General features: G+C 63.5%; 22 protein-coding genes and 1 other RNA gene. 21 read left to right on the top strand and 2 right to left on the bottom strand.

The genetic code is table 11. From position 1 onward, the window contains the following. The first annotated feature begins 28 nt into the window (after positions 1-28). Positions 29-610 carry a hypothetical protein gene (locus tag LSQ66_RS01525; protein ID WP_231768061.1) on the top strand — a complete coding sequence of 194 codons (582 nt, stop codon included), beginning with the start codon at positions 29-31 and terminating at the stop codon, positions 608-610. Here the strand turns inward: LSQ66_RS01525 and LSQ66_RS01530 are convergent. Beyond that, complete coding sequence (locus LSQ66_RS01530) at positions 607-2,304, bottom strand: thiamine pyrophosphate-binding protein (RefSeq protein ID WP_231768062.1); 1,698 nt, start codon at positions 2,302-2,304, stop codon at positions 607-609. The genes LSQ66_RS01525 and LSQ66_RS01530 overlap by 4 nt on opposite strands. A gap of 132 nt (positions 2,305-2,436) precedes the next feature. On the opposite strand from LSQ66_RS01530, the gene rnpB reads away from it, so the two are divergent. From rnpB to LSQ66_RS01620, 18 genes are all read left to right on the top strand, one after another. Further along, an RNA gene (gene rnpB / locus LSQ66_RS01535) (RNase P RNA component class A) lies at positions 2,437-2,774 on the top strand. A 23-nt stretch (positions 2,775-2,797) separates the two neighbouring features. Beyond that, a complete protein-coding gene (gene glpK / locus LSQ66_RS01540; protein WP_231768063.1) occupies positions 2,798-4,291 on the top strand; it encodes a glycerol kinase GlpK in 1,494 nt (497 codons plus the stop codon). 540 nt (positions 4,292-4,831) lie between these two features. Continuing rightward, the gene (gene mraZ, locus LSQ66_RS01545) at positions 4,832-5,260 is read left to right on the top strand and encodes a division/cell wall cluster transcriptional repressor MraZ (protein ID WP_231768064.1); all 429 of its coding nucleotides are present in this window, start codon (positions 4,832-4,834) and stop codon (positions 5,258-5,260) included. A gap of 9 nt (positions 5,261-5,269) precedes the next feature. Continuing rightward, complete coding sequence (gene rsmH, locus LSQ66_RS01550; RefSeq protein ID WP_231768065.1) at positions 5,270-6,235, top strand: 16S rRNA (cytosine(1402)-N(4))-methyltransferase RsmH; 966 nt, start codon at positions 5,270-5,272, stop codon at positions 6,233-6,235. Then, on the top strand, positions 6,232-6,504 hold the full coding sequence (ftsL, locus tag LSQ66_RS01555) for a cell division protein FtsL (protein WP_231768066.1): 273 nt from the start codon (positions 6,232-6,234) through the stop codon (positions 6,502-6,504). The genes rsmH and ftsL overlap by 4 nt, the downstream gene beginning before the upstream one ends. Beyond that, entirely contained in the window at positions 6,504-8,285 is a 1,782-nt protein-coding gene (locus LSQ66_RS01560) for a peptidoglycan D,D-transpeptidase FtsI family protein (protein ID WP_231768067.1), read from the top strand. Before ftsL ends, LSQ66_RS01560 begins: the two co-directional genes overlap by 1 nt. Further along, a complete protein-coding gene (locus LSQ66_RS01565) occupies positions 8,285-9,811 on the top strand; it encodes a UDP-N-acetylmuramoyl-L-alanyl-D-glutamate--2,6-diaminopimelate ligase (protein WP_231768068.1) in 1,527 nt (508 codons plus the stop codon). The genes LSQ66_RS01560 and LSQ66_RS01565 overlap by 1 nt, the downstream gene beginning before the upstream one ends. Continuing rightward, positions 9,811-11,187, top strand: a complete 1,377-nt coding sequence (locus LSQ66_RS01570) for a UDP-N-acetylmuramoyl-tripeptide--D-alanyl-D-alanine ligase (protein ID WP_231768069.1) — start codon at positions 9,811-9,813, stop codon at positions 11,185-11,187. The genes LSQ66_RS01565 and LSQ66_RS01570 overlap by 1 nt, the downstream gene beginning before the upstream one ends. Beyond that, positions 11,187-12,356 (top strand): phospho-N-acetylmuramoyl-pentapeptide-transferase, encoded by a 1,170-nt coding sequence (gene mraY, locus LSQ66_RS01575; protein ID WP_231768070.1) that lies wholly within the window; start codon positions 11,187-11,189, stop codon positions 12,354-12,356. The genes LSQ66_RS01570 and mraY overlap by 1 nt, the downstream gene beginning before the upstream one ends. A gap of 7 nt (positions 12,357-12,363) precedes the next feature. Further along, entirely contained in the window at positions 12,364-13,866 is a 1,503-nt protein-coding gene (murD, locus tag LSQ66_RS01580) for a UDP-N-acetylmuramoyl-L-alanine--D-glutamate ligase (protein WP_231768071.1), read from the top strand. Then, positions 13,866-15,071, top strand: coding sequence for a putative lipid II flippase FtsW (gene ftsW / locus LSQ66_RS01585; protein WP_231768072.1), 1,206 nt, complete (start codon positions 13,866-13,868; stop codon positions 15,069-15,071). Before murD ends, ftsW begins: the two co-directional genes overlap by 1 nt. Continuing rightward, positions 15,068-16,135 (top strand): undecaprenyldiphospho-muramoylpentapeptide beta-N-acetylglucosaminyltransferase, encoded by a 1,068-nt coding sequence (gene murG / locus LSQ66_RS01590; protein ID WP_231768073.1) that lies wholly within the window; start codon positions 15,068-15,070, stop codon positions 16,133-16,135. The genes ftsW and murG overlap by 4 nt, the downstream gene beginning before the upstream one ends. Beyond that, a complete protein-coding gene (murC, locus tag LSQ66_RS01595) occupies positions 16,132-17,523 on the top strand; it encodes a UDP-N-acetylmuramate--L-alanine ligase (RefSeq protein ID WP_231768074.1) in 1,392 nt (463 codons plus the stop codon). The genes murG and murC overlap by 4 nt, the downstream gene beginning before the upstream one ends. Before the next feature lie 3 nt (positions 17,524-17,526). Continuing rightward, complete coding sequence (locus LSQ66_RS01600; protein WP_231768075.1) at positions 17,527-18,486, top strand: D-alanine--D-alanine ligase; 960 nt, start codon at positions 17,527-17,529, stop codon at positions 18,484-18,486. A gap of 9 nt (positions 18,487-18,495) precedes the next feature. Next, positions 18,496-19,260: a cell division protein FtsQ/DivIB gene (locus LSQ66_RS01605; protein WP_231768076.1), complete on the top strand. Its 765-nt coding sequence runs from the start codon at positions 18,496-18,498 to the stop codon at positions 19,258-19,260. Positions 19,261-19,274: 14 nt separating this feature from the next. Next, complete coding sequence (gene ftsA / locus LSQ66_RS01610) at positions 19,275-20,507, top strand: cell division protein FtsA (protein ID WP_231768077.1); 1,233 nt, start codon at positions 19,275-19,277, stop codon at positions 20,505-20,507. 126 nt (positions 20,508-20,633) lie between these two features. Next, positions 20,634-21,839 carry a cell division protein FtsZ gene (ftsZ, locus tag LSQ66_RS01615; RefSeq protein ID WP_231768078.1) on the top strand — a complete coding sequence of 402 codons (1,206 nt, stop codon included), beginning with the start codon at positions 20,634-20,636 and terminating at the stop codon, positions 21,837-21,839. 124 nt (positions 21,840-21,963) lie between these two features. After that, positions 21,964-22,467, top strand: coding sequence for a peroxiredoxin (locus LSQ66_RS01620; protein ID WP_231768079.1), 504 nt, complete (start codon positions 21,964-21,966; stop codon positions 22,465-22,467). 556 nt (positions 22,468-23,023) lie between these two features. Here the strand turns inward: LSQ66_RS01620 and LSQ66_RS01625 are convergent. After that, positions 23,024-24,174, bottom strand: a protein-coding gene (locus LSQ66_RS01625; RefSeq protein WP_231766978.1) for an IS3 family transposase whose coding sequence is annotated in 2 segments (ribosomal slippage) — positions 23,024-23,934 and positions 23,934-24,174 — 1,152 coding nt in all. Because the reading frame shifts where the segments join, the coding sequence is not laid out codon by codon here. 39 nt (positions 24,175-24,213) lie between these two features. Between LSQ66_RS01625 and LSQ66_RS01630 the strand changes: the two genes are divergently transcribed. Together LSQ66_RS01630 and LSQ66_RS01635 are read left to right on the top strand one after the other, a co-directional pair. Beyond that, positions 24,214-24,822, top strand: a complete 609-nt coding sequence (locus tag LSQ66_RS01630; RefSeq protein ID WP_231768080.1) for a DUF2971 domain-containing protein — start codon at positions 24,214-24,216, stop codon at positions 24,820-24,822. Positions 24,823-25,103: 281 nt separating this feature from the next. Continuing rightward, a complete protein-coding gene (locus LSQ66_RS01635) occupies positions 25,104-25,595 on the top strand; it encodes an Hcp family type VI secretion system effector (protein WP_231768081.1) in 492 nt (163 codons plus the stop codon). Positions 25,596-25,601: the final 6 nt, after the last annotated feature.

Raw genomic sequence — 25,601 nt, forward strand, 5'->3', positions numbered from 1 at the left:
TTTTGTCCCGCCGCGTTAGAATGGGCGCATGAAAACAAGAACCCGCCTGAGTCTCGCGCTGCTGATCGCCTCCTGCGCCGCCATCGCCGCGGCCGTGGCCGGCCCGCGCAGCAAGCCCGCGTCCGCGCCTGCCGCAAAAGGCATTCCCCGCTACGGCATGATGGTCTATTCGGACCTGTGCGTGAACCCGGCCACGGGCGATTTCGGCGGCCAGCGCATCACGCTGCAGCGGTTCTCGGAAGTGGATACGGTGATCTACGAGTTCACGGCTGGCGCTCTGAGCTGGCCTCTGGTGGCGAACGACGTCAACATCGACCCGCGCGGCAAGATGATGTACTTCACGGTGGAGGTGCCGGAGGAAGGCGAGCGCACCATCAGCGGCAAGTTCTCGGCCGATGGCGAAACCCTCACGCTGGAAGGCGGCTACTGCGCAGACCAGCAGCAGCCCATGACGCTGACGCGGGTGCAGGACTTCGGCGCCAAGCCCAAGGCCTGCAAGGCCTGTCCGCCCGCAAAGCCGGGCAAGAGCAAGCCTGCCGACGAAGAAACGCCCGCTCCCGAGAAAACGCCCGCACCCAAGTGGGAGCCGGCGCCGCCGATGCAGGGCTAGTGTTTCTGCGCTTCCGCGTTCTTGCGGATGGTTTCGAGCGTGGCGCCCGGCGTGATCAGGTTGCCGTCGTAGCGCAGCTCGATCAGCGCGGGCAGGCTCTGTTCGCGCGTGTGCTTCAGGGCGCGCTCCAGCGCGGGCGCGAAGTCCGCGGTCTTCTCCACCACTTCACCATGCGCGCCGCAGGCCTGTGCCAGTTGCGCGAAGTCCGGATTCGCCAGTGTGGTGCCGGATACGCGGCCCGGGTACTCGCGCTCCTGGTGCATGCGGATGGTGCCGAACATCTGGTTGTTGAAGACGATGATGATCACGCCTGCCTTGTACTGCACGGCGGTGGCCAGCTCCTGGCCGTTCATCATGTACTCGCCGTCGCCCGCGAACGTGATCACGGTGCGCTGCGGATCGATGATCTTGGCCGCGACGCCGGACGGCACGCTATAGCCCATGGCGCCGCTGGTGGGCGCGAGCTGCGTGCGCATGGCGCCGTAGCGGTGGAAGCGGTGCGCCCAGGTGGCGTAATTGCCCGCGCCGTTGGTGATGATGGTGTCGTGCGGCGCGAGGCGGTCGATCTCCTGCACCACCTGCCACAGGTCCAGCGGCGCCTTCCCGTCCTGGAAGATGGCAGGCTTCTGCTGCCAGGCCGCCAGTTCCGCACGCGCCTCCTCCACGGTATGGCGCCAGGCCGAGGCATCCACCGGCTCCATCGCCGCCAGCATCGACGCCGCCTGCGGCATGCCGCTCACGATCATCATCTCGGCCTGATACACGCTGCCCAGTTCCTCGGCATCCGCATGGAAGTGCACCAGGCGCTGGCGCGGCACGGGCGATTCGATGATGGAATAGCCGCTGGTGGTCATCTCGCCCAGGCGCGGGCCGATCGCAATCAGCAGGTCCGCATCGCGCACGCGGGCGGCCAGCTTGGGATTGATGCCGATGCCCACGTCGCCAACATAGTGCGGATGATCGTTGTCCATCAGGTCCTGGAAGCGGAAAGCGCAGGACACGGGCAGGGAGTTCGCCTCGGCGAAACGCTGCAGGTCGGCGCAGGCCTGCGCATTCCAGCCGCTGCCGCCGAGCAGCAGCAGCGGGCGCCTGGCTTCGGCCAGCATCGTGCGCAGCTGCGCGATTTGGGCGGCCGATGGGGAGGCCTGCACCGGCTGGTAGCGGCGCGTATCGGCCACTTCGGCCTTGCGCACCAGCATATCCTCGGGCAGGGCAAGAACGACGGGGCCCTGGCGGCCGCTGGTGGCAATCTGGAAAGCGCGGGCGATGTATTCAGGCACGCGGTCGGCGCGGTCGATCTGCGCGACCCACTTTGCCATCTGGCCGAACATGCGGCGGTAGTCCACCTCCTGGAAGGCCTCGCGGTCCATGAAATCGCCGCCCACCTGGCCGATGAAGAGGATCATGGGCGTCGAATCCTGAAAGGCCGTATGCACACCGATGGAGGCGTTGGTCGCGCCGGGGCCGCGGGTGACGAAGCAGATGCCCGGCTTGCCGGTCATCTTGCCGTAGGCGTCGGCCATGAAAGCGGCGCCGCCCTCCTGGCGGTTGATGACGAAGCGGATGCCCGAATCGTGCAGCGCATCGAGCACGTCCAGATAGCTCTCGCCCGGCACGCCGAAAGCGGTATCGACGCCGTGGACTTTCAGTGCATCGACCAGGATCTGGCCGCCGGAACGGGAAGGATGCGTCATGGAACTCGCCTCGCGATAAAAAGTTGATCCCGGCATTCTAGACCTCCCCCCGCCGCCCGGCTTTCCAAATGGCGACACCATTTTCCGTTTTCCCCACAGGGTGAGCCATGCGCTTGCGGTACAATAACGCCTGATGCAAGCCAGACAGCCGCTGGCTGCCGCAGCAATGCGGTGGCGGGAGGAAGGTCCGGACTCCATAGAGCGGGGTGACGGTTAACGGCCGTCCGCTGAAAGCCCTCGGGTATAAGGCGAGGAATAGGGCCACAGAGACGAGCGTATTAAGTTACGGTGAAACGCGGTAACCTCCACCTGGTGCAATTTCAAATAGGCACGCGATGATGCTGCTCGCGGAGCGTGCGGGTAGAAAGCTTGAGCGCCGGAGTAATCCGGCGCCTAGAGGAATGGCTGTCATAGCGACGTCCGCAAGGACTGCGCCGTAACAGAATCCGGCCTATCGGCTTGCTTCAACTTATTCCTTTCTTCGGATTCGCCGATGAAAAAATACATCCTGGCGCTAGATCAGGGCACCACCAGCTCCCGCGCTATCCTCTTCGACCAGCGCGGCCAGCTCTGCGGCAGTGCCGCCCAGGAGTATCCCCAGCATTTCCCCCAGCCCGGCTGGGTGGAGCACGATCCCGCCGATATCTGGAACAGCCAGCTGGCCGTCGCCCGCAGGGTGCTGGCCGATGCTGGCCTTTCGGCCCGGGATATCGCAGGCATCGGCATCGCCAACCAGCGCGAAACCACCGTGCTGTGGGAGCGCGCCAGCGGCCGCCCCGTGGCGCCGGCCATCGTGTGGCAGGACCGCCGTACCGCGGACTATTGCGAGCAGCTGCGCAGCGAGGGCAGGGCGCAGCAGATCTGCGAGTCCACTGGCCTGGTGCTCGATGCCTATTTTTCCGCCACCAAGCTGAAATGGCTGCTCGATCATGTGCCGGGCGCGCGCGAACGCGCCGAGCGCGGCGAGCTTTGTTTCGGTACCGTGGACAGCTGGCTGGCCTTCAAGCTGTGCGGCGCGCACGTCACGGACGTGAGCAACGCTTCCCGCACCATGCTGTTCAACATCCACCTGATGCGCTGGGATGCGGATCTGCTGGCCCTGTTCGGCATTCCCGTGTCCCTGCTGCCGCAGGTGGTGTCGTCCAGCGAGGAGGTGGGCATGACCCATGCCGATCTTTTCGGCGCGCCCATTCCGCTGGCTGGTATCGCGGGCGACCAGCAGGCTGCCACATTCGGCCAGGCCTGCCACCAGCCGGGAATGGTGAAGAATACCTATGGCACCGGATGCTTCATGCTGATGCACGCGGGCTCCCAGCCGCGCGTATCGCACAACCGCCTGCTGTCCACCGTGGGCTGGCGTATTGGCGGCGCTACGGACTATCTGCTGGAGGGCAGTGTGTTCATGGGCGGCGCCACCGTGCAGTGGCTGCGCGATGGCCTGGGCATCATCCGCCAGTCCTCGGACGTGGAGGCGCTGGCCGCAAGTGTGCCGGACAGCGGCGGCGTGCTGCTCGTTCCCGCTTTCGTCGGCCTCGGCGCGCCGCATTGGGACCCGTATGCGCGCGGCGCCATCGTCGGCCTTACGCGCGGGAGCACTCAGGCGCATATCGCGCGCGCCGCCGTCGAATCCATCGCTTTCCAGAGCGCCGAGCTTCTCTCCGCCATGCAGAAGGACGCTTCCATTCCAGTGGCCGAAGTGCGCGCCGACGGCGGCGCGGCCCGCAACGACATGCTGATGCAGTTCCAGGCCGACCTGCTTGGCGTGCCCGTCCTGCGTCCGCGCGTCACCGAGACCACGGCGCTTGGCGCGGCCTATCTGGCCGGCCTGGCGCTGGGATTCTGGTCCTCGCGGGAGGAAATCGCGGCGCAGTGGCAGTGCGAGCGCCGCTTCGAACCGTCCATGAATGCGGACCGCCGCGGGGTGCTGATGCAGCGCTGGTCGCGCGCCGTGGAGAGGGCGCGCGCCTGGGAAGAGCCCCTCGATTGAGCCCACTCGCGGCTGCGTATAATGGCGCTTGTGCACCGCGCCAGGGCCTTGAATTTGTCTATACAACTTGTTTCCTCAGAGCATGCTCGCTGCTGAATTTCTGGGCAGTCCAGAGCTGGTTTCACCAGTGAAACCCTTCCGATGCCCGCCTGTTTCGGGCGATCCCGGCGATTCTTCCCCTTGTTGTGGCCGCACGACGCCGTTGTTGTCAACTGGCAACCTTATGTATTTGTTCTAATTTTGTTTGTACCAATTTTGTCTCGCCTGACACCATTGCGCAGATGAGATTGCACTTTCAGTATCCCGCCTAAGTATCTAATTTCTCGACAGATTTTCACTTGAGGACGCTTCAACGAAGCGCGCTAAGTCCTTAATTTCATTAGCAAAAACCGGATTTTTCCAATTGGAAATCGCTTGACCGCCCGTTTTGCTTACTCTAAAGTGGGTATCTGTGTGAAAAAGTGTAGTTTTGTGGGATTTTTTGGCGAGCAACGCGCTGCACAAAATGACGGACAAATTTAAGGACTAGAGAGAAAAGCCGTGTTCCAGGGCGCTTCCGCGATCACTCTCGATGCGAAAGGCAGGATGTCGATTCCCGCCAAGCATCGTGACGCACTGATGATTCAGTGCGAGGGACGCCTTACGCTCACGAAACATCCGGACGGCTGCCTCCTCATGTATCCCCGCCACGTCTGGGAAGCCAAGCGCGACCAGATCGCCGCCTGGCCCATGTCCGCCCGCGGCTGGCAGCGCATCCTGCTGGGCAATGCGAGCGACGTCGAAATGGATTCGGCAGGCCGCATCCTGGTCGCGCCCGAGCTGCGCGATGCGGTGGGCCTGGGCCGCGAGGTCGTCCTCTCCGGCATGCTGACCCACTTCGAAATCTGGGATCCGGCCAAGCGCGCCGAAAACGAGCAAGCCACCATCGACGTCGGCATGCCCGACACCCTGTCCGATTTCTCCTTCTGAGGCCCGCCGATGACAACGACAGCGGTGCCCGAATATCAGCATCAAACGGTGCTGCTAGATGAAGCGGTGAATGCGCTCGACCTGCAGGGCGAGCGCGCCCATGGCATCTACGTGGACGGCACTTTCGGCCGGGGCGGCCATAGCCGCCTGATTCTCTCGAAGCTCGGCGCCAACGCGCGCCTGATCGCCTTCGACAAGGACCCCCAGGCCATCGCCACCGCGGAACAGATCAAGGACCAGCGCTTCACGATCGTGCATGACAGCTTCGCCACGATGGCGTCCGCCCTCGCCGAACGCGGTATCGGCGCGGTGGACGGCATCCTGCTGGACCTTGGCATCTCCTCGCCGCAGGTGGACGATGCGGCGCGCGGCTTCAGTTTCCGTAACGATGGTCCGCTCGACATGCGCATGGATACCACGCGCGGCATTTCGGCGGCGGAATGGCTCGCCACAGAAACCGAACAGACACTGGAAAAGGTGATAAAGGAATATGGGGAAGAACGGTTTGCTTTTCAGATTGCAAAGGCGATTGTTGCTCGCAGGGCAGTCGAGCCAATTTCAAGCACACGACAGCTTGCCGGCATCGTGGCAGGCGCGGTCAAAACCCGGGAGAAGGGCAAGGACCCGGCCACTCGGACCTTTCAGGCTATCCGGATTTTCGTCAATAAAGAGCTTGAAGATCTCGAAGCAGGTCTGAAGCAGGCGTTCGACGCGCTGGCGCCGGGCGGCATCATGGCCGTTATCAGCTTCCATTCGCTGGAAGACCGCATGGTGAAGCGCTTCTTCGCCGAGCGCGCGAACGTGAAGCAGCCGGACCGCCGCCTGCCTATCCGCGCCGTTGACCTGCCGCAGCCGGAAATGAAGCTGCTGGCCAAGATCAAGCCTTCGGACGCCGAAGTGAACGCCAATCCCCGCGCCCGCTCCGCCGTCATGCGCGTGGCGCAGCGCCTTGCTCCGAAAGGGGCGCTGCAATGAGCGGCAAGCTGAATATCGTGCTGGCCGCGCTGCTGGTGCTGTGCGCGCTCTCGCTGGTGAAGTCGCAGTACCAGGCGCGCCACCTCTTTATTGAACTGGAGCGCACCCAGAGCCAGGCCCGCCAGCTGGATATCGAATGGGCCCAGCTGCAGCTGGACCAGTCCACCCTCGGCAAGCACGCGCGCATCGAGGAGATCGCGCGCCGCGACCTGAACATGACGCAGCTCACCCCTGCGCGTACGCAGTACCTGACGGAAGGCGAGAAATAATGCGCGCCACCAGTGCATCGAGCAGCTCCCGCGTTGCGGCTTCGAAGGGCGTGTCCTTCTCGAAGAGCCCCGTGCTGGCCGTTCGCCTGCCGACCTGGCGCTCGCGCGTGGTGCTCTTCGTGCTGTTCGCCGCCTTCGCCGCGCTCGCGGGCCGCGCCTTGTGGCTGCAAGGGCTGTCCACCCAGTTCCTGCAGAAGCAGGGCGAAATCCGCTACGCGCGCACCATCGAGCTGCCCGCAACGCGCGGCAAGATCACGGACCGCAACGGCCAGGTGCTCGCGTCCTCCATTCCCGTGAAGGCCATCTGGGCGATTCCGGACGACGTGCTGCAGGCGCCCGCGGAGAAGATCCGCGCGCTGGCGCGCCTGCTGGAGATGAGCGAGGCCGAGCTGCGCAAGAAGCTCGACTCGGACCGCAACTTCGTCTACCTGAAACGCCAGGTGGAGCAGGATGTGGCCGACAAGATCCTGGCGCTGAAGATCGACGGCATCGACACCCGCAAGGAATACAAGCGCTTCTATCCGCAAGGCGAAGTGATGACCCACGTGGTGGGCTTCACCAATGTGGAAGACGTTGGCCAGGAAAGCATGGAGCTGGCGCAGCAGAAAACCCTGGTCGGCACGCCGGGCTCGCGCCGCGTCATCAAGGACCGCCTGGGCCGCATCGTGGAAGACATCGGCGCCAAGCACGAGCCGCACGACGGCAAGGACCTGGTGCTCTCCGTCGATTCCAAGATCCAGTACATCGCCTTCACCCAGCTGAAGGGCGCCGTCGAGAAGTTCAAGGCCAAGGCGGGAGCCGCCGTGGTGCTGGACGTGCACACGGGGGAAGTGCTGGCGCTGGCCAACTATCCCAGCTACGACCCGAACGACCGCCGCGCGCTCACCGGCGCCCAGCTGCGTAACCGCGTCATGACGGACTCCTTCGAGCCCGGCTCCACGCTCAAGCCGATTACCGTGGCGCTGGCGCTGGATACCGGCCGCGTCAAGCCGTCCACCCTGATCGACACGGGGAACGGCAAGCTCACCATCTTCGACCGCACCATCAGCGATACCAAGCCGCACGGCGTGATCGACGTGCACCACATTATCGAAACCTCGTCCAATATCGGCACCTCGAAGATCGCGCTCAGCATGCCGTCGCAGGAAATGTGGGAGATGTTCACGAAGGTCGGCTTTGGCCAGCAGCCCAAGTGGGGCTTCCCCGGCGCCGTGGCGGGCCGCGTGCGTCCCTACAAGTCCTGGCGTCCGGTGGAACAGGCGACCATGAGCTACGGTAACGGCATCTCGGTTTCGCTGATCCAGCTCGCCCGTTCCTACATGATGTTCGCCCGTAACGGCGACACGATTCCGCTCAGCTTCCAGAAAGTGAACGAGCTGCCCGCTGGCCAGCAGATCATCAAGCCCCAGACGGCGCGCGACATGCGCGAAATGCTGGAGTCCGTGGTGTCCGGCAAGGATGGCACGGCCAAGCAGGCGCAGATTCCGGGCTACCGCGTGGGCGGCAAGACGGGCACCGCGTATAAGGTCGAGAATGGCCGCTACGCCATTCCCCGCAAGTACATCGGTTCCTTCGTCGGCATGGTGCCGATGTCGAACCCGCGCTTCATCATCGCCGTCATGATCGACGAGCCGACCCAGGGCGGCCACTTCGGCGGCCAGGTCGCCGCGCCCACTTTTGCCAAGGTCGCAGAGAACGCTCTGCGCGCCATGAACGTGCCTCCCGATTCGTCCGTGACCGAAATCGTGATTCCGACCGATACCGGACCGGAGGCCATGTAATGAATACGATGACCGAAATCAGCAACTGGATCAAACAGGCCGCGCCCAAGGGGCAGCTGGCTTCCGACTCGCGCCGCATCAAGCCCGGCGATGTGTTCTTTGCCTATCCCGGCGACGCCGGCGATGGGCGCAAATTCATCGACACGGCGATCGAGCAGGGCGCCGCCGCCGTGCTGTACGACCCGGCGGGCTTCGAATGGAAGGCCGAGTGGAAGGTGGCCTCGCTGGCCGTGGAATCGCTCAAGCAGAAGGCAGGCCCCATTGCCCACGCCTTCTACGGCATGCCGGACAGCGGCATGTTCACCGTGGCGGTAACGGGCACCAACGGCAAGACCTCGACGGCAGTATGGCTGGGCCATGCCCTGTCGCGCTCCGGCGATACCACGGCCGTCATCGGCACGCTGGGCGTCGGCCTCTTCAGCGGCCGGGGCGAACCCGAATTCAATTCCACCGGCTACACCACGCCGGACCAGGTGCTGCTGGCCCGCACGCTGGACGAATGCCGCGCGGCGGGCGCCAGGGCGCTGGCCATCGAAGCGTCTTCCATCGGCCTGGAACAGGGCCGCGTGGCGGGCATGCATTTCGACGTGGCACTGTTCACCAATCTCACGCGCGACCATCTGGACTTCCACGGCACCATGGAAGCGTACGAGGCGGCCAAGACGAAGCTCTTCGACTGGCCCGGCCTGAAAACGGCTGTGCTGAACCTGGACGATCCGATGGGCCGGCGCCTCGCGGCCCATGTGCAGGGTAAGCTCGGTGGCAAGACGCCCGTCATCGGCTACACCTTGGGCGATGTGCCCGATCTGGAAGGCGTGGCCATGCTGCGCGCGAGCCAGGTGCGCAGCCGTGGCCTGGGCACCGAGTTCCACCTGGATTCGCCCTTCGGCAGCGCCAATGTGAAGACGCAGCTCGTCGGTTCCTTCAACGTCAGCAACGCCCTGGGCGTGCTGGGCGCGCTGCTCGCGAAGGGCATGAAGCTGCGCGCCGCCGTGGATGCTGTCGAGCAGCTCACGCCGCCGCCCGGCCGCATGCAGCTCGTCGGCGGCAACGACGCGCCCATGATCGTGATCGACTACGCCCATACCCCCGATGCGCTCGACAAGACGCTGGCCGTATTGCGCGACGTGGCCAGCGACCGTGGTGGCAAACTGTGGTGCGTGTTCGGCTGCGGCGGCGACCGCGATCCGGGCAAGCGCCCACAGATGGGCAGGATCTCCCAGGCGGCGGACCATGTGCTGGTCACCAGCGACAATCCGCGCAGCGAAGACCCGCACGCCATCATCGAACAGATCGTGGCAGGCATGGATGCGCAGCATCCGTCCTCCGAGTTCGAAACCGTGGAAGACCGCGCGACCGCCATCCTTTCCGCCGTCCGGCACGCCGGCAAGCAGGACGTGATCCTGCTGGCAGGGAAGGGCCATGAGCCCTACCAGGAAATCAAGGGCAAGAAGCTGCCGTTCTCGGACGCGGACCATGCCCAGCTGGCGCTGTCCGCCCGCCTGACGATGATGAGGCCTAACTGATGCGCGCTACCCTCGACCAGATCCTCGGAGCCCTGCCGGGCGCGCGGCTCGTCAATGGCGGCGCGGCCTTCGAGGGCGTGTCCACCGACAGCCGCACGGTCGCGCAGGGTGCGCTCTTCGTCGCGCTGCGCGGGGAAGTCTTCGATGCCCACAATTTCCTGACCCAGGTAGCGGAGAAGGGCGCGGCCGCTGTCGTTGCCGAGCAGTTGCCCGACGGCTGGACCCTGCCCGCCATCGTCGTTCCCAACACCCTCACGGCTCTGGGCCAGATCGCCAACTGGTGGCGCAGGCAGTTCCAGCTGCCGCTGATCGGCGTCACCGGCTCGAACGGCAAGACCACGGTCAAGGAAATGATCTCGGCCATTCTCGCGGAAGCCCATGGCGAGGAGGGCCGTCTGGCCACGCGCGGCAACCTGAATAACGAGATCGGCGTGCCGCTTACCCTGTTCCGCCTTGGCGCCCAGCACAAGTCGGGTGTGGTGGAACTGGGCATGAACCATCCCGGCGAAATTGGCCGCCTGAGCGCCATCGCCGCGCCCACCATCGGCATGGTCAACAACGCACAGCGCGAGCACCAGGAATTCATGCACACGGTGGAAGCCGTGGCGCGCGAGAACGGCAGCGTGCTGGCGGGCCTGCCTGCGGACGGCGTGGCCGTGTTCCCGCATGCGGACGAGTTCACGCCCATCTGGCGCGAGCTCTCCGCGGGCCGCCGCGTGCTGACCTTCGGCCTGAGCAAGGATGCGGATGTGAGCTGCAGCTACCGCCCGGGCGATTTCGGCAACCAGATGTTCGTCACCATCCGCCAGGACAAGGAGCCGCTGCAGTTCTTCGTGGGCCTGCAGGCTGCGGGCGAGCACAATGTGCTGAACGCGCTGGCCGCCGTGGCCTGTACCCATGCGGCGGGCATTCCGGCCGCGCAGATCAAGCTGGGCCTCGACCACTTCGCGCCCGTGAGCGGGCGCCTGCAGAAGAAGCGCGCCGCCAACGGCGCCACCGTCATCGACGACAGCTACAACGCCAACCCCGATTCCGTGCGTGCCGCCATCGACGTGCTGGCCAAGGCCGACGCCCCGCGCGTGCTGGTGCTGGGCGACATGGGCGAAGTCGGTACCCAGGGCCGCGAGTTCCACGAGGAGATCGCCGCCTACGCCGCCAGCAAAGGCATCGAGCAGGTGCTGGTCACGGGCGAACTCGCACGCCACATGGCGGGCCACGCCCGGCATTTCGAACAGTTCGACGCGCTCCTGGCCGCAGTGGATGCAGCCATGGCGCCGCAAGCCACCGTGTTGATCAAGGGCTCCCGCTTCATGAAGATGGAACGGGTCGTGCAGCATCTGACGGGAACGCAACAGGATAACAAGGACAACCACTAATGCTGCTCTGGCTCGCACAATTCCTGCAGGACGATATCGGCGCCTTCCGCGTCTTCAACTTCATCACCTTCCGCGCGGTGTTCGCCACCATCACGGCGCTGATCATCGGCCTGGTCGCAGGCCCCGCCGTGATCCGCAAGCTCACCGCCATGAAATACGGCCAGGCCGTGCGTACCGACGGTCCGCAGACCCACCTGAAGAAGCACGGCACCCCCACCATGGGCGGCGTGCTGCTTCTGATCGCCATCGGTGTATCCACCGTTCTCTGGTGCGACTGGTCCAACCGCCTGATCTGGCCCGTGATGGTGGTGACCATTGGCTTCGGCCTGGTGGGCTGGGTGGACGACTACCGCAAGGTGGTGCGCCAGGACCCGGAGGGCATGCGCTCGGCCGAAAAATACTTCTGGCAGTCGCTGGTGGGCATCGGGGCCGCGCTGTACCTGGCCTTCTCCGTTTCGGCGCCCACGCCGGTGGAAGTGCTCAACTTGTTCTGGGCATGGGTGCAGTCCGGCTTCTCCATGGACCTGCCGCCGAAGGCCGACCTGATCGTCCCCTTCTTCAAGACCATCAGCTATCCGCTGGGCGTCTGGGGCTTCATCGCACTGACCTACTGCGTGATCGTGGGCGCTTCGAACGCCGTGAACTTTACCGACGGCCTGGATGGCCTGGCCATCATGCCGACCGTGATGGTGGGTTCGGCCCTGGGCCTGTTCGCCTACCTCACCGGCAGCGCCACCTACTCGAAATACCTGTTCATTCCGCATATTCCGGGCGCGGGCGAGTTGATCATCTTCTGCGGCGCCATGGCGGGCGCGGGCCTGGCCTTCCTCTGGTATAACACCCACCCCGCGCAGGTCTTCATGGGCGACGTGGGCGCGCTGGCACTGGGCGGCGCGCTCGGCACCATCGCCGTCATTGTGCGCCAGGAGATCGTGCTCTTCATCATGGGCGGCATCTTCGTTGCCGAAACCCTGTCCGTGATCATCCAGGTTGGCTGGTTCAAATACACGAAGAAGCGTTATGGGGCGGGCCGCCGCGTCTTCCTCATGGCGCCGCTGCACCACCATTTCGAACAGAAGGGATGGAAGGAAACGCAGGTCGTCGTGCGTTTCTGGATCATCACCATGATGCTGGTCCTGATCGGCCTCTCTACCCTGAAGCTGCGTTGAACGACAGATGATCTATAACGGCAAAATCGCGCTGGTACTCGGGCTGGGTGAATCCGGCCTGGCGATGGCACAGTGGCTCGCCCGCTGTGGCGCGCTGCTGCGCGTTGCCGATACGCGTCCCGTGCCGGACCGCCTGCCTGCGTTGCGCGAGGCGCTGCCGGGTACGCAGTTCGTGTCCGGACCGTTCACTGCCGCCCTGCTGGACGGCGTGGACTTTGTTGCCGTGAGCCCCGGCCTGGCGCCGCAGCGCGAGCTGGCAGAGATTATTCCTGCAGCGGCTGAAAAGAATATTCCCGTGTGGGGCGAGATCGAGCTGTTCGCCCAGGCACTGACGTGGCTGAAGGAAGACCGCACTTACGAGCCGAAAGTCATCGCCATCACGGGCACGAACGGCAAGACCACCGTCACCACCCTCACCGGGCAGCTGTGCGAGCGCGCCGGGAAAACGGTTCGCGTGGCAGGCAATATCAGCCCCGCAGCGCTGGACGTGCTGCGCGAGGCCATGGACGAAGAGACCCTGCCGCAGGTCTGGGTGCTCGAACTCTCCAGCTTCCAGCTGCACACCACCTACAGCCTGCAGCCCGACGCGGCCACCGTGCTGAACGTGACCCAGGACCACCTGGACTGGCACGGCGACATGCAGGCATACGCCAACGACAAGGCGCGCATCTTCGGCGAAGAGACCGTTCGTGTGCTGAACCGCGACGACGCCTGGGTGATGCGCATGTCCAACCCCACAGGCGAAAACATCAGCTTCGGCACGGACGAACCGGTGCTGGCGGACAGCTTCGGCCTGGTGAACGAGCGCGGCATCTTCTGGCTGTCCACCGCCGAGCCCACCGAGGAAGTGGAAAAGAAGAAGCGCCGCAAAAACGATCCGCCGCCACCGCCGGTCGAATGCCATGTGAAGAAGCTGATGCCTGCGGACGCATTGCAGATCCGCGGCACGCACAACGCATCCAACGCGCTGGCCGCGCTGGCGCTGTGCCGCGCCATCGGCCTGCCGTTCGCTCCACTGCTGCACGGCCTGCGCGAGTACAAGGGCCAGCCCCACCGCGTGGAGCTGGTGGCCTCGATCAATGCCGTGGACTACTACGACGACAGTAAAGGCACCAACGTGGGCGCAACCGTCGCCGCGCTGAATGGCCTGGGCAAGAGCTTCGGCAGCCCGGACCAGCGCCTTGTGCTGATCGCGGGTGGCGACGGCAAGGGCCAGGAGTTCGATCCCCTGGCCGACCCCGTGTCGCGCTATGTGCGCGCGGTGATGCTGATCGGCCGCGATGCGCCTGCCATCCGCGCGGCGCTGGCCGATACCGGCGTGCCGATGGAAGATTTCCCCACGCTGGAGGAAGCCGTGAGGCGCGCGGCCTCGCTCGCGCAGGGCGGCGACGGCGTGTTGCTGTCGCCCGCGTGCGCCAGCCTGGACATGTTCAAGAACTACGCGCACCGCGCGCAGGTGTTCATCGACACCGTGCGTGAACTGGCGCGGGACGCGGGGCAGGAGATCTGATGGCCTTCCAGATCCCCTTCAAGTTCGGCGGCTCCGAGGCCCCAGCGCCCATCGACAGCCGCGCGCGCCAGTCGAAGATGATGGAATACGACCAGCCCCTGGTCTGGGTGGTGCTGCTGCTTATGCTGCTCGGTATGGTGATGGTGTATTCGGCCTCCATCGCGCTGCCGGATTCACCGAAATTCGCCGCCTACACCAGCACCTACTTCCTGAACCGCCAGGCCATCTTCATCGCCATTTCGGCGCTGGTGGCGGCCTTCGTCTTCCGCGTTCCGGTAGCGACGCTGCAGAAGGCCTCGCCCTATCTTTTCATCGCCACCCTGGTGCTGCTGGTGCTGGTGCTGATCCCCGGTATCGGCATCGTGGTGAACGGCGGCCGCCGCTGGCTGCCTTTCCGCCTTGGCCAGCCCTCCGAAGTCATGAAGCTGGTGATGGTGCTGTACGCAGCCGACTACACGGTGCGCAAGCAGGAATACATGCACAAGCTGACCAAGGGCTTCCTGCCCATGGCGCTGGCGGTGAGCTTCGTGGGCCTGCTGCTGTTGCTGGAGCCGGACCTGGGCGCTTTCGGCGTGATCGTCTGCATCGCCATGGGCATTCTTTTCCTGGGCGGCGTGAACGCCATCTGGTTCGGCGGCATTGGCGCCATGCTGGTGACGATCTTCGTTTCCATCATCGCGCTCTCCAAGTTCCGCCGCGACCGTTTCTTCGCCTACCTGAATCCGTGGGACGAAGACAATGCCCTGAACAAGGCCTACCAGCTGACGCACTCCCTCATCGCCTTCGGACGTGGAGAGCTGACGGGCGTCGGCCTGGGCGGCAGCGTCGAGAAGCTGCACTACCTGCCGGAAGCGCATACCGACTTCCTGCTCGCCGTCATCGGCGAAGAGCTGGGCCTCGCGGGTGTGCTGGTGGTGATCGCGCTGTTCTACTGGATCGTGAAGCGCGCCTTCGACATCGGCCGCCAGGCCATTGCCATCGACCAGACCTTCGCGGGCCTGGTGGCGAAAGGCATCGGCATCTGGATCGGCGTGCAGACCTTCATCAATATGGGCGTGAACCTCGGCCTGCTGCCGACCAAGGGCCTGACCCTGCCTCTGATGAGCTATGGCGGTTCCGGTGTGCTGATCAACTGCGTCGGCCTCGCCATCCTGCTGCGCATCGACTACGAGAACCGTGTGCTGATGCGGGGAGGGCGGATATGAAGCGCCTGATGATCATGGCGGCGGGCACCGGCGGCCACATCTTCCCCGGCCTGGCGATTGCGCAGACCATGCGCGAGCGCGGCTGGGAGGTAAGCTGGCTGGGCACCTCGCACGGCATGGAAAAGGACCTGGTTCCGAAGAGCGGCATCGCCATGGACACCATCAACTTCAGCGGCATGCGCGGCAAGGGCCTGGCGCATACGGTGTCCGGCATGTTCAAGATGCTGGGCGCCTTCGCCGACTGCTACGGCTTCCTCGGCCGCCGCAAGCCGGATGTGGTGCTGGGCATGGGCGGCTACGTGACCGTGCCGGGCGGCGTGGTGGCCAAGCTGCGCGGAACGCCGCTCGTGCTGGTGAATGCGGATGCGGCCTTGCTCCTGTCGAACAAGACGCTGACGCCGGTGGCCTCGCGCGTGTGCTTCGGCTTCCCGGCCGATTTCGGCGCGGCAGCGGGCAAGGCGGTCGTCACGGGCAACCCGGTGCGCGCCGAGATCCTTGCGCTGCCCGAGCCGCAGCACCGCTTCGCGGGCCGCGAGGGCGTGCTGCGCATCCTGGTTGTTGGCGGCAGCCTCGGCGCCAAGGCGCTGAACGACGCGCTGCCCGCGGCGCTGGCACTGATTCCGGAAGCGGAACGCCCCGTGGTCACTCACCAGTCGGGCAAGAAGAATATCGACGCCCTGCGCGCCGCCTACGAGCAGGCGGGCGTGAAGGCGAACGTGGTGGACTTCATCGACGACATGGCGGGAGCCTACGCGTCGGCGGATCTCGTGATCTGCCGTGCGGGCGCCATTACCGTATCCGAGCTGACGGCGACAGGCGTTGCAAGCGTGCTGGTGCCGCTGGTCGCATCCACCACCAGCCACCAGCGCGACAACGCGCAGTGGATGGCGAAGCAGAATGCATCGATTCACATGCCGCAAACGGAACTGAATCCACAGGCCGTCGCGACCATGCTGCAAACGCTGACGCGCGGCGCCTGCCTGAATATGGCGGTGGCAGCGCGCACGGTCGGCAAGCGCGATTCGAACGAGGCCATCGCAAAAGTACTGGAAGAACTGGCATGAAACACAAGGTCAAGAACATTCACTTCGTCGGCATTGGCGGCAGCGGCATGAGCGGCATCGCCGAGGTGCTGCTGACGCTCGGCTACAGCATCAGCGGCTCCGACCTGGGCAGCAATGCCGTGACGCAGCGCCTGGCCGACATGGGCGCCAGGGTGTTCCAGGGCCATGCGGCGGAGAATATCGGCGACGCCGACGCCGTGGTGACTTCCACCGCCGTGAAGGACGACAATCCCGAAGTGCTGGCAGCCCGCAGCCGCAAGGTTCCCATCGTGCCCCGCGCCGTGATGCTGGGTGAGCTGATGCGCCTGAAGCGCGGCATTGCCATCGCTGGCACCCATGGCAAGACGACCACCACCAGCCTGGTGGCCTCGGTACTGGCGGCCGGCGGCCTCGATCCCACCTTCGTGATCGGCGGCCGCCTGACGGCTGCAGGCGCGAACGCGAAACTGGGCTCGGGCGAATACCTGGTGGCCGAGGCGGACGAATCGGATGCTTCCTTCCTCAACCTCGCCCCCATGATCGAAGTCATCACGAACATCGATGCCGATCACATGGAAACCTACGAGCACGATTTCGAGAAGCTGAAGCAGGCCTTCGTCCACTTCACGCACCGTCTGCCGTTCTACGGCCGGGCCATGCTGTGCATCGACGATCCGCACGTGCGCAGCATCATCCCGCAGGTGACCAAGCCGGTGACGACCTACGGCTTCAGCGAAGAGGCTGAAGTGCGCGCCGTGAATGCGCGCGCCGTCGGCACGCAGATGCACTTCACCGTGCTGCAGGAGGGCTATCCGGACCTGGACGTGGTGCTGAACCAGCCCGGCATGCACAACGTGCAGAACGCCTGCTCGGCCGTCGCCATCGCCCGCGAAATCGGCGTACCGGACGAAGCCACCCAGGAAGGCCTGGCGGGCTTCGCAGGCGTTGGCCGCCGCTTCACCAAATACGGCGACATCGATATTCCATCCGGCGGCAAGTTCACGCTGGTGGACGATTTCGGCCACCACCCGATTGAAACGGAAGTGACGCTGGCAGCGGCCCGCGCGGCCTATCCCGGCCGCCGCCTGGTGCTGGCTTTCCAGCCGCACCGCTACACCCGTACGCGCGACCTGTTCGAGGACTTTGCAAAAGTGCTCAGCTCTGTCGACGTGCTGGTGCTGGCCGACGTTTATGCAGCGGGCGAGCAGCCGATTGTGGCTGCGGACGGCCGCTCCCTGGCGCACGCGATCCGCGCGCGCGGCAAGACCGAACCGGTATTCGTCGAAAACATCGCGGATATGCCGGAAACGATTATGAACGTGGTGCGCGACGGCGACGTGGTGCTCACGATGGGCGCAGGCTCGATCAGCGGCGTCCCGGCGAAACTGACTGCATACAAGAAGGCTTGAATCGTGAACCAGATCTCTCAACAGGAAGCGAAGGCATTCGGCAAGGTGGGCGTGCTGTTCGGCGGCCGCTCCGCCGAGCGCGACGTGTCCATCATGTCCGGCACCGGCGTGCTGAAAGCCCTGCAAAGCCAGGGTATCGACGCACACGCCTTCGATCCGGCCGAACGCTCGCTGGCCGAACTGGCGGCGGAAAAATTCGACCGCGTGTTTATCGCGCTGCACGGCCGCTTCGGCGAAGACGGCAGCATCCAGGGCGCGCTGGAGCTGCTGGGCATTCCCTATACCGGCAGCGGCGTCATGGCCAGCTCTGTGGGCATGGACAAGATCACCACCAAGATCCTGTGGCTGAGCGAAGGCCTGCCCACGCCGCGCTACGCCGTGCTGGATGCGAAGTCGGACCTGGACAAGATTGCCTCCGACCTGGGCCTGCCCCTGATCGTGAAGCCGCCGCACGAAGGTTCGACCATCGGCATCACCAAGGTGAACGCGGCCGCCGAATTCCGTAAGGCCTACGACACCGCCGCCGCCCTGGACGATGCCGTTCTGGCCGAGGAGTTCGTGACGGGCCGCGAGTTCACCGTCGCCGTGCTGGGTTCGGGCGCCGATGCGCGTGCGCTGCCGGTGGTGGAGATCGTGGCGCCGGAAGGCAATTACGACTACCAGAACAAGTACTTCACGGACGACACCAAGTATTTCTGCCCGCCGCAGCTGGACGAAGCGATTCAGGCCGAGATGCGCCGTATCGCCGTGGCGGCCTACCGCTCCGTGGGCTGCGAAGGCTGGGGGCGCGTCGACGTGCTGCTGCGCGTGGCGGATAACAAGCCTTTCCTGCTGGAGGTGAATACCTCGCCCGGCATGACCAGCCATTCGCTGGTGCCGATGGCGGGCCGCGCCGCGGGAATGAGCTATGAAGAGCTGTGCGTGGAAATCCTGCGCACCGCGCGTTTGAAGATGAAGGCCTAACGGGAAAACATGTGGCAGGACGCAAAGGCCCTCAACGCAACCGCCAACGGCATCTTCGCCCTGGCGCTGCTGGCCTGCGTCGCCGGTGGGGTGTGGTGGCTGGCGCAGCGTCCCGTATTCGACCTGCGCACCATCAAGGTGGAGGCGATCGGCAAGGAAGACCTGAAGCACGTGAACCTGCTCACGCTGCGCAACGGCACGCAGGGACGGATTCGCGGGAACTTCTTCACCGCGAACCTGGACAGTGTGCGCCAGGTGTTCGAGTCCGTGCCCTGGGTGCGGCGCGCCACGGTGCGGCGGGAATGGCCGGACCAGCTGATCGTGGAGGTGGAGGAACACGAGGCGCTGGGCACCTGGGGTGAGGATGGAAGGCTGCTGTCGGTGAAGGGCGATGTGTTTACCGCCAACCTGGCAGAAGCGGAAGAGGATCACGAGCTGCCGGAGTTTTCCGGGCCGGACGGCAGCGAGAAGGAAGTGCTGGCGCGATACGGCGAACTGCGCAAGTGGTTTGCGGCCATCGACCTGGCGCCCGAAGGCCTGTCGCTGTCCAGCCGCTATGCCTGGACGGTGAAGCTGGACAACGGCATGAGCGTGGCGCTGGGCCGCGAGCAGACGCCGAGCATGCTGAAGGAAAGGGTGGACCGGCTGGTGGGGATCTGGCCCCAGCTGGCGAGCCGGGTGCCGAATATCGAGACCGTCGATATGCGGTACCAGAACGGATTGGCACTGAGCGCAACGGGATTGAAGATACCGGCTGAAAAGCCGCATAAATAAAAGCAGGCAAACAGATGACAAAAGACGCTAAAAACCTGATCGTCGGACTCGACATCGGCACCTCCAAAGTGGTGGCCGTTGTGGCCGAAGTGATGGGCGATGGCCGCCACGAAGTGATTGGCCTGGGCCAGCACGAATCCAAAGGCCTGAAGAAGGGCGTGGTGGTCAACATCGAAGCGACGGTCGAATCGATCCAGCGCGCGCTCGAAGAAGCGGAACTCATGGCCGACTGCAAGATCCGCAACGTGTATGCGGGCATTGCGGGCAGCCATATCCGCAGCTTCAATTCCAGCGGCATGGTGGCGATCAAGGACAAGGAAGTCACGGCGACCGACGTGGCGCGCGTCATCGAAACGGCGAAGGCGGTGAACATCCCCACCGACCAGCAGCTGCTGCACACCGTGCCGCAGGAGTTCATCGTGGACAGCCAGGAAGATGTGCGCGAGCCGATCGGCATGAGCGGCATCCGCCTGGAAGTGAAGGTGCACATTGTCACCGGCGCCGTGAGCGCCGTGCAGAACATCGTCAAGTGCGTGCGCCGCTGCGGCCTGGAAGTGTCGGACCTGATCCTGCAGCCCATGGCATCGGCCGACGCCGTGCTCACGCCGGACGAGAAGGAACTGGGCGTGGTGCTGATCGACATCGGCGGCGGCACCACCGACGTTGCCGTGTTCTCGGATGGCGCCATCCGCCACACGGCCGTGATCCCGATTGCGGGCGACCAGATCACCAACGACATCGCCATGGCGCTGCGCACGCCGACGTCGGAGGCCGAAGAGATCAAGATCCGCTACGGCGTGGCCAAGCAGGTGCTGGCCGACCCGGGCGAACACCTGGAAGTGCCGGGCCTGGGCGACCGCGGTCCGCGCAACCTTTCGCGCCAGGCGCTGGCGGCGGTGATCGAGCCGCGCGTGGAGGAGCTGTTCGCCATGGTGCACCAGGTGGTGCGCGAGTCCGGCTACGAGGGCGTGCTGTCCTCGGGCATCGTGCTCACTGGCGGCACGGCCATCATGCCGGGCATGGTGGAAATGGCGGAAGACATTTTCCTGAAACCGGCGCGCCTCGGCACGCCGGACTATCGCGGCCAGCTCGCGGACGTGGTGCGCAGCCCGCGCTACGCCACCGTGCTTGGCCTGCTGCTGGAAGCGAAGAAGCAATACCTGCGCGGGCACATCGTCACGCGCCAGGACGGGTCCGTGAAAGCGGTGTGGCAGCGCATGAAGGAATGGTTCCTCGGGAATTTCTGATTTTTTGCAGGTTCAGGGCAGCAGCACTTTTAACTTTTAATTATTAAAACCGCAGTTTTCAATCTCCAGTTCTCCTACCCATATGAGGACTGGCGCTTGAAAACCGCATTCTGATAGGAGCACATCATGGAGTTTGATATGGTCGATAACGCATCGCTGGGTACGGTCATCAAGGTGGTCGGAGTCGGTGGAGCAGGCGGCAACGCAGTGCAGCACATGATCAACAAAGGCATGAGCGGCGTGGAGTTCATCGCCGCCAACACCGACGCCCAGGCGCTGTCGACTTCCAAGGCCAACAACATCATCCAGATCGGCGAGACCGGCCTGGGTGCTGGCATGAAGCCTGACGTGGGCCGCCAGCTGGCGGAAGAATCCCGCGCCCGTATCGAAGACGCGCTGCGCGGCGCCCACATGGTATTCATCGCCGCAGGCATGGGCGGCGGCACCGGCACCGGCGCTGCGCCTATCGTGGCCGAAGTGGCCAAGGCGCAGGGCGCGCTGACCGTGGCCGTGGTGTCCAAGCCTTTCTCTCACGAAGGCCAGAAGTGCATGGACATCGCCGATGAAGGCCTGGAGAAGCTGGCCGCCAACGTGGACTCCCTGATCGTGATCCTGAACGAGAAGCTGGAAGAGATCTACGAAGACGAGTCGCTGATCGAGTGGCTGCAGCATGCGGACGATGTGCTGAACAACGCCGTTGCCGGTATCGCCGAGATCATCAACGTGCCGGGCCACATCAACGTCGACTTCAACGACGTGAAGACCATCATGGGCGAGCAGGGCAAGGCCATGATGGGCACGGCGACCGCCTCGGGCGTGGACCGCGCACGCATCGCCGCCGAGCAGGCCGTGGCCTCCCCGCTGCTGGACGGCGTGGACCTCTCCGGCGCGCGCGGCGTGCTGGTGAACGTGACCGCATCGCGCGGCCTGAAGGGCAAGGAGATCAAGGAAGTCATGGCCGCCGTACGCGCCTTCGCCGCACCGGATGCGTCGATCGCACAGGGCATCGCCTACGACGACACCATGGGCGACGAGATCCGCGTCACCGTGGTGGCCACCGGCCTGGGCAAGGGCAAGAAGCACGTGCAGCTGGTGCCCCAGCCGATGCTGCGCACCGGCACCCACAACGCGCCGATGATGCCATCGGCAGCCATGGGCGGCGCGGCAGTTGGCGGCGGCAGCGTCACCATGGGCAGCGCCCAGGGCTTCGAAGGCATGAAGGCGCCGGCCGTATGGCGCCGCGAGTCCGCCTCCGAGCAGGTTCGTGCGATGGAAAAGAACGGCATGGAGACCTACGACATTCCAGCCTTCCTGCGCAAGCAGGCTGACTGATGCCGTTTGGCCGGGGCGTGGCAAAATAAGCAAACTTGCCGCGCCTCTGGCATACTCCCGTTCCAGGGCTGGCCGCGCGCTGCGCGGCCATTTTCATTTGCGCACAACAGAAGAGGAGTCAACAATGACCATCAAGATCGGCGACAAGCTGCCGGAAGGCACCCTGTCCGAATACATCGAAGTCGAAACCGAAGGCTGCTCGCTGGGCCCGAACACCTTCAACGTGCAGGAACTGGCCAAGGGCAAGAAGATCGCCATCTTCGGCCTGCCGGGCGCCTACACCCCAACCTGCTCCGCACAGCACGTGCCGGGCTACGTGAAGAACGCCGAGGCGCTGAAAGCCAAGGGCGTGGACGAGATCTGGTGCATCTCCGTGAACGACGCCTTCGTGATGGGCGCCTGGGGCCGCGACCAGAAGTCGACCGGCATCGTCCGCATGATGGCTGACGGTAACGCCGCCTTCACCAAGGCCCTGGGCCTGGACGCCGACTTCAGCAAGTTTGGCATGGGCACCCGCTCCCAGCGCTACTCCATGCTGGTGGAAGACGGCGTGGTCAAGCAGCTCAACGTGGAAGAAGGCGGCAAGTTCGAAGTCTCGAACGCCGAAACCATGCTGGGCCAGCTGTAAGCTTCCCTTTGGTCTTATTCAAAAGAGCGCCAGCAGCAATGCTGGCGCTTTTTTTTTTCGCGTTGAGGGCAGAACGTTCGAGATCGTCACGATTTGGGGAAAAATTCAGGCCAACTCAAAACCAAGCGTTTTGATGCGCAAGCCTTCTCGTCGCCCAGTCGCTCGCGTTCGATCTCAATCTTGTACACCTACCTTCACCGAGACGCTTTGGGCCACGTAAGCCTCATTCACGTGTGCATTAGAATTTGGTAACTGATGAGGTAAAACATGTACGCACGACAATCACTGGACAGTTACTTCGACGACACTCCACAATCCAGCTTGTTCCACTACACGGGTCTTTCCGCGCTACTGGGAATCGCCGACAAGCGTGAGTTTTGGGCAAGCCACATAAGCTACCTAAACGATTCTCAGGAGCTTTTGCACGCGACTGGCTTTCTGCGTAATGTCCTCAGCAACTTCATGGTGCACGCTGTTGAAGAAGAGAAGGCTGAGTTCTCGCACCAGCTCAATGAGTGGCTCAAGGATTTACATAATCTGAATCGCCATCATTTCTCTAGACACTCTGCAGCCGTAGAGAATGCCGCTTTTCGAATTCGATCGGCGAAAGCCTTTCGCTGAATCCATGGCGACGCTTTGGATTGTAGAACATCTCAATGTAGTCGAAGACATCCTGCCTGGCCTCGTCGCGGGTCGAATAGGTCTTGCGCCGTATTCGCTCGCGCTTTAGCAACTGGAAAAAGCTCTCAGCCACGGCATTGTCGTGACAATTGCCTCGTCGGCTCATGCTTTGCACGAGGCCATGTGCCGCCAGGAAGTCGCGCCAATCGTAGCTGCTAAATTGGCTCCCCTGATCTGAGTGGACCATAACCTCTTCAGTCGGTTGTCGGCGCCATACAGCCATCAGCAAAGCGCTCATCGCCAGCTCGCGGTCGATCCGTGAACTCATCGACCATCCGATTACCTGACGAGAGAACAGGTCCAAGACAACTGCCAGGTAGAGCCATCCCTCACAGGTTCGCAGGTAGGTGATATCGGTGACCCACACCTTGTTTGGTTCAGTAACATCGAACTCCCGTTGCAGGTGGTTGGGTGCGACGACCGATGGTGGGCCGCCGCGCTTCGACTTCCGCTTGGCGTAGCCCGTTTGAGAACGTATGCCCTCAGATCGCATCAGGCGATGAACTCGGTTGATCCCGCATTGCTCACCAAGCTCCTGCAAGTCATCGTAGACCTTGCGGTAACCGTAGACCGCGCCGCTCTCCAGCCAAGACTGCTTGATATGGCCAAGCAGCCGTCGGTTCTCTTTCTCACGCGGACTTTCGGCAGTGATGCACCAAGCGTAATAGCCGCTGGGGTGAACCTTGACCATCTTGCACAGCCGCCGGACTGAATGCACGGCCTGGTGCTCGCGAATGAAGGCGTACCTTACCCGGACGTCTTGGCAAAGTACGCCGCGGCCTTTCGCAAAATATCGCGCTCCTCGGTGACGCGTTTCAGTTCGGCCTTCAGGCGCCGCATTTCCTCTGTCTGGGCGTCGTTGGCCTTGCGCTCGGCCTCGGGAACGCCGTAGCGCTTGATCCAAGCGTAGATGCTGTGAATGCTCACGCCGAGGCGCTCAGCCACCTGCGCTGCTGGATGCCCGCGATCCAGCACCTGCTTGACCGCCGCAACCTTGAATTCTTCCGTGTACCGCTTTCCGCTCATGATGACTCCTTTGCCTAAATTATGGCTCAGGAGTGTCTAGTGGTATGGTGGCGATTCAATCAATACTTCAACATTTTTGTCTTCTCTTTATCTGAAGAAGACAACCTGCTTAGCCAATGGCGAAGCTACACACCCCACGGTAAGGGTGTAAGCATCGAGATCGCACCGCATGTACTGAAGCTGATTGTCGCTGCTAATCGGCTCAAGCTTGGCAAATGTCTTTACACCGACGAAGACCACTCCCAAGTGCTACTTAGTCTATTCGAACATCTTTGGGGCTGTTACGCCCAGGTCGAAGTGAAGCCGGTGACAACCCATGCCTTCCGAGACTTCTTTCAGTCTAAACGGGGCACGATTCTAGAGGCCCTCTCATTGGTTAAACACGGCGCATTCTCTGAGGAAAGGGAATGGAGACTGATTCAATGCCACGACGATCAATCGGAGAAGATTTCGTTCCGCGAGGGGCCCACAATGCTGATCCCCTATACGAAAATTCTGATTGGCGAAGAGCGTAGGCCGTTCAAATCCATACGCATGGGGCCATCCGAAAATCCCGACCTCGCTCTCGCTTCACTTCTTCGGTTCGTTGGCCAAAATCAGTTAGCGCAGTCCGTGATCCGCTCGCACATCCCATACCGAAAGTTGTGACAACCACGTGCCGACCCACCAAGTGCTCCATCACGGTAGCATTTATTCATCGGTAGGTATGGGGGCACCCCTGCCGATTGGTTGTAGCTGAATGGTAGCTGCGCTTCTCGAACGGAGCAAAAGGCTTCTTAGGCTCTGCTCCGACTTCGCCACGAACAAACGTACATACCTGCCGCGCACTCAGCGCAGCTGTCACCAGATCATCTCGTCTTGAGATTTGGCAAACGGAGTATTTGACCCGAAGAGCAAAATCGCTACTCCTATCTTTATACGGAGGCGACATGGCCATCGACGTCTATTTGCAGATCGACGGTATCAAGGGGGAGTCAGCCGATTCAGCGCATCAGGGCTGGATCGAAATCAGTTCAGCACAGTGGGGCGTTACCCAGCCCAGAAGTGCAACCGCTTCAACCGGAGGAGGACTGACCGCCGAACGGTGTGAACACCGAACCCTCTCGTTCAGCAAGCTTGCAGACTTGTCGTCGCCAATCCTGATGCAGACCTGTTCTACCGGTAGAACGATCCCCAAAGCCAAACTCGAACTTATGCGCGCCGACGGCAACGGGAAGCCTGTGAAGTACTACGAGGTCGAGCTGGAGAACGTGATGATCGCCAGCATAGAACAGGTCGTAAGCGAGGGCAGCATTTTGCATGATTCTGTCGGTCTCCGGTTCTCCAAAGTCAAGTGGAAGTACACCCAGCAGAAAATCGGCGGCGGTGTGGGCGGGAATACCGCTGGCGGCTGGTGCCTCTCGTCGAACAAGTGCGTATAGGGGGCG

It is taken from the genome of Massilia endophytica, assembly GCF_021165955.1.
Classification (GTDB): domain Bacteria; phylum Pseudomonadota; class Gammaproteobacteria; order Burkholderiales; family Burkholderiaceae_D; genus Rugamonas; species Rugamonas endophytica.

Coding starts and splice junctions, on each gene's coding strand:
- LSQ66_RS01525 (WP_231768061.1), top strand. CDS start 29: ATGAAAACAAGAACCCGCCTGAGTCTCGCGCTGCTGATCGCCTCCTGC.
- LSQ66_RS01530 (WP_231768062.1), bottom strand. CDS start 2,304: ATGACGCATCCTTCCCGTTCCGGCGGCCAGATCCTGGTCGATGCACTG.
- glpK (WP_231768063.1), top strand. CDS start 2,798: ATGAAAAAATACATCCTGGCGCTAGATCAGGGCACCACCAGCTCCCGC.
- rsmH (WP_231768065.1), top strand. CDS start 5,270: ATGACAACGACAGCGGTGCCCGAATATCAGCATCAAACGGTGCTGCTA.
- ftsL (WP_231768066.1), top strand. CDS start 6,232: ATGAGCGGCAAGCTGAATATCGTGCTGGCCGCGCTGCTGGTGCTGTGC.
- LSQ66_RS01560 (WP_231768067.1), top strand. CDS start 6,504: ATGCGCGCCACCAGTGCATCGAGCAGCTCCCGCGTTGCGGCTTCGAAG.
- LSQ66_RS01565 (WP_231768068.1), top strand. CDS start 8,285: ATGAATACGATGACCGAAATCAGCAACTGGATCAAACAGGCCGCGCCC.
- LSQ66_RS01570 (WP_231768069.1), top strand. CDS start 9,811: ATGCGCGCTACCCTCGACCAGATCCTCGGAGCCCTGCCGGGCGCGCGG.
- mraY (WP_231768070.1), top strand. CDS start 11,187: ATGCTGCTCTGGCTCGCACAATTCCTGCAGGACGATATCGGCGCCTTC.
- murD (WP_231768071.1), top strand. CDS start 12,364: ATGATCTATAACGGCAAAATCGCGCTGGTACTCGGGCTGGGTGAATCC.
- ftsW (WP_231768072.1), top strand. CDS start 13,866: ATGGCCTTCCAGATCCCCTTCAAGTTCGGCGGCTCCGAGGCCCCAGCG.
- murG (WP_231768073.1), top strand. CDS start 15,068: ATGAAGCGCCTGATGATCATGGCGGCGGGCACCGGCGGCCACATCTTC.
- murC (WP_231768074.1), top strand. CDS start 16,132: ATGAAACACAAGGTCAAGAACATTCACTTCGTCGGCATTGGCGGCAGC.
- LSQ66_RS01605 (WP_231768076.1), top strand. CDS start 18,496: ATGTGGCAGGACGCAAAGGCCCTCAACGCAACCGCCAACGGCATCTTC.
- ftsA (WP_231768077.1), top strand. CDS start 19,275: ATGACAAAAGACGCTAAAAACCTGATCGTCGGACTCGACATCGGCACC.
- ftsZ (WP_231768078.1), top strand. CDS start 20,634: ATGGAGTTTGATATGGTCGATAACGCATCGCTGGGTACGGTCATCAAG.
- LSQ66_RS01620 (WP_231768079.1), top strand. CDS start 21,964: ATGACCATCAAGATCGGCGACAAGCTGCCGGAAGGCACCCTGTCCGAA.
- LSQ66_RS01635 (WP_231768081.1), top strand. CDS start 25,104: ATGGCCATCGACGTCTATTTGCAGATCGACGGTATCAAGGGGGAGTCA.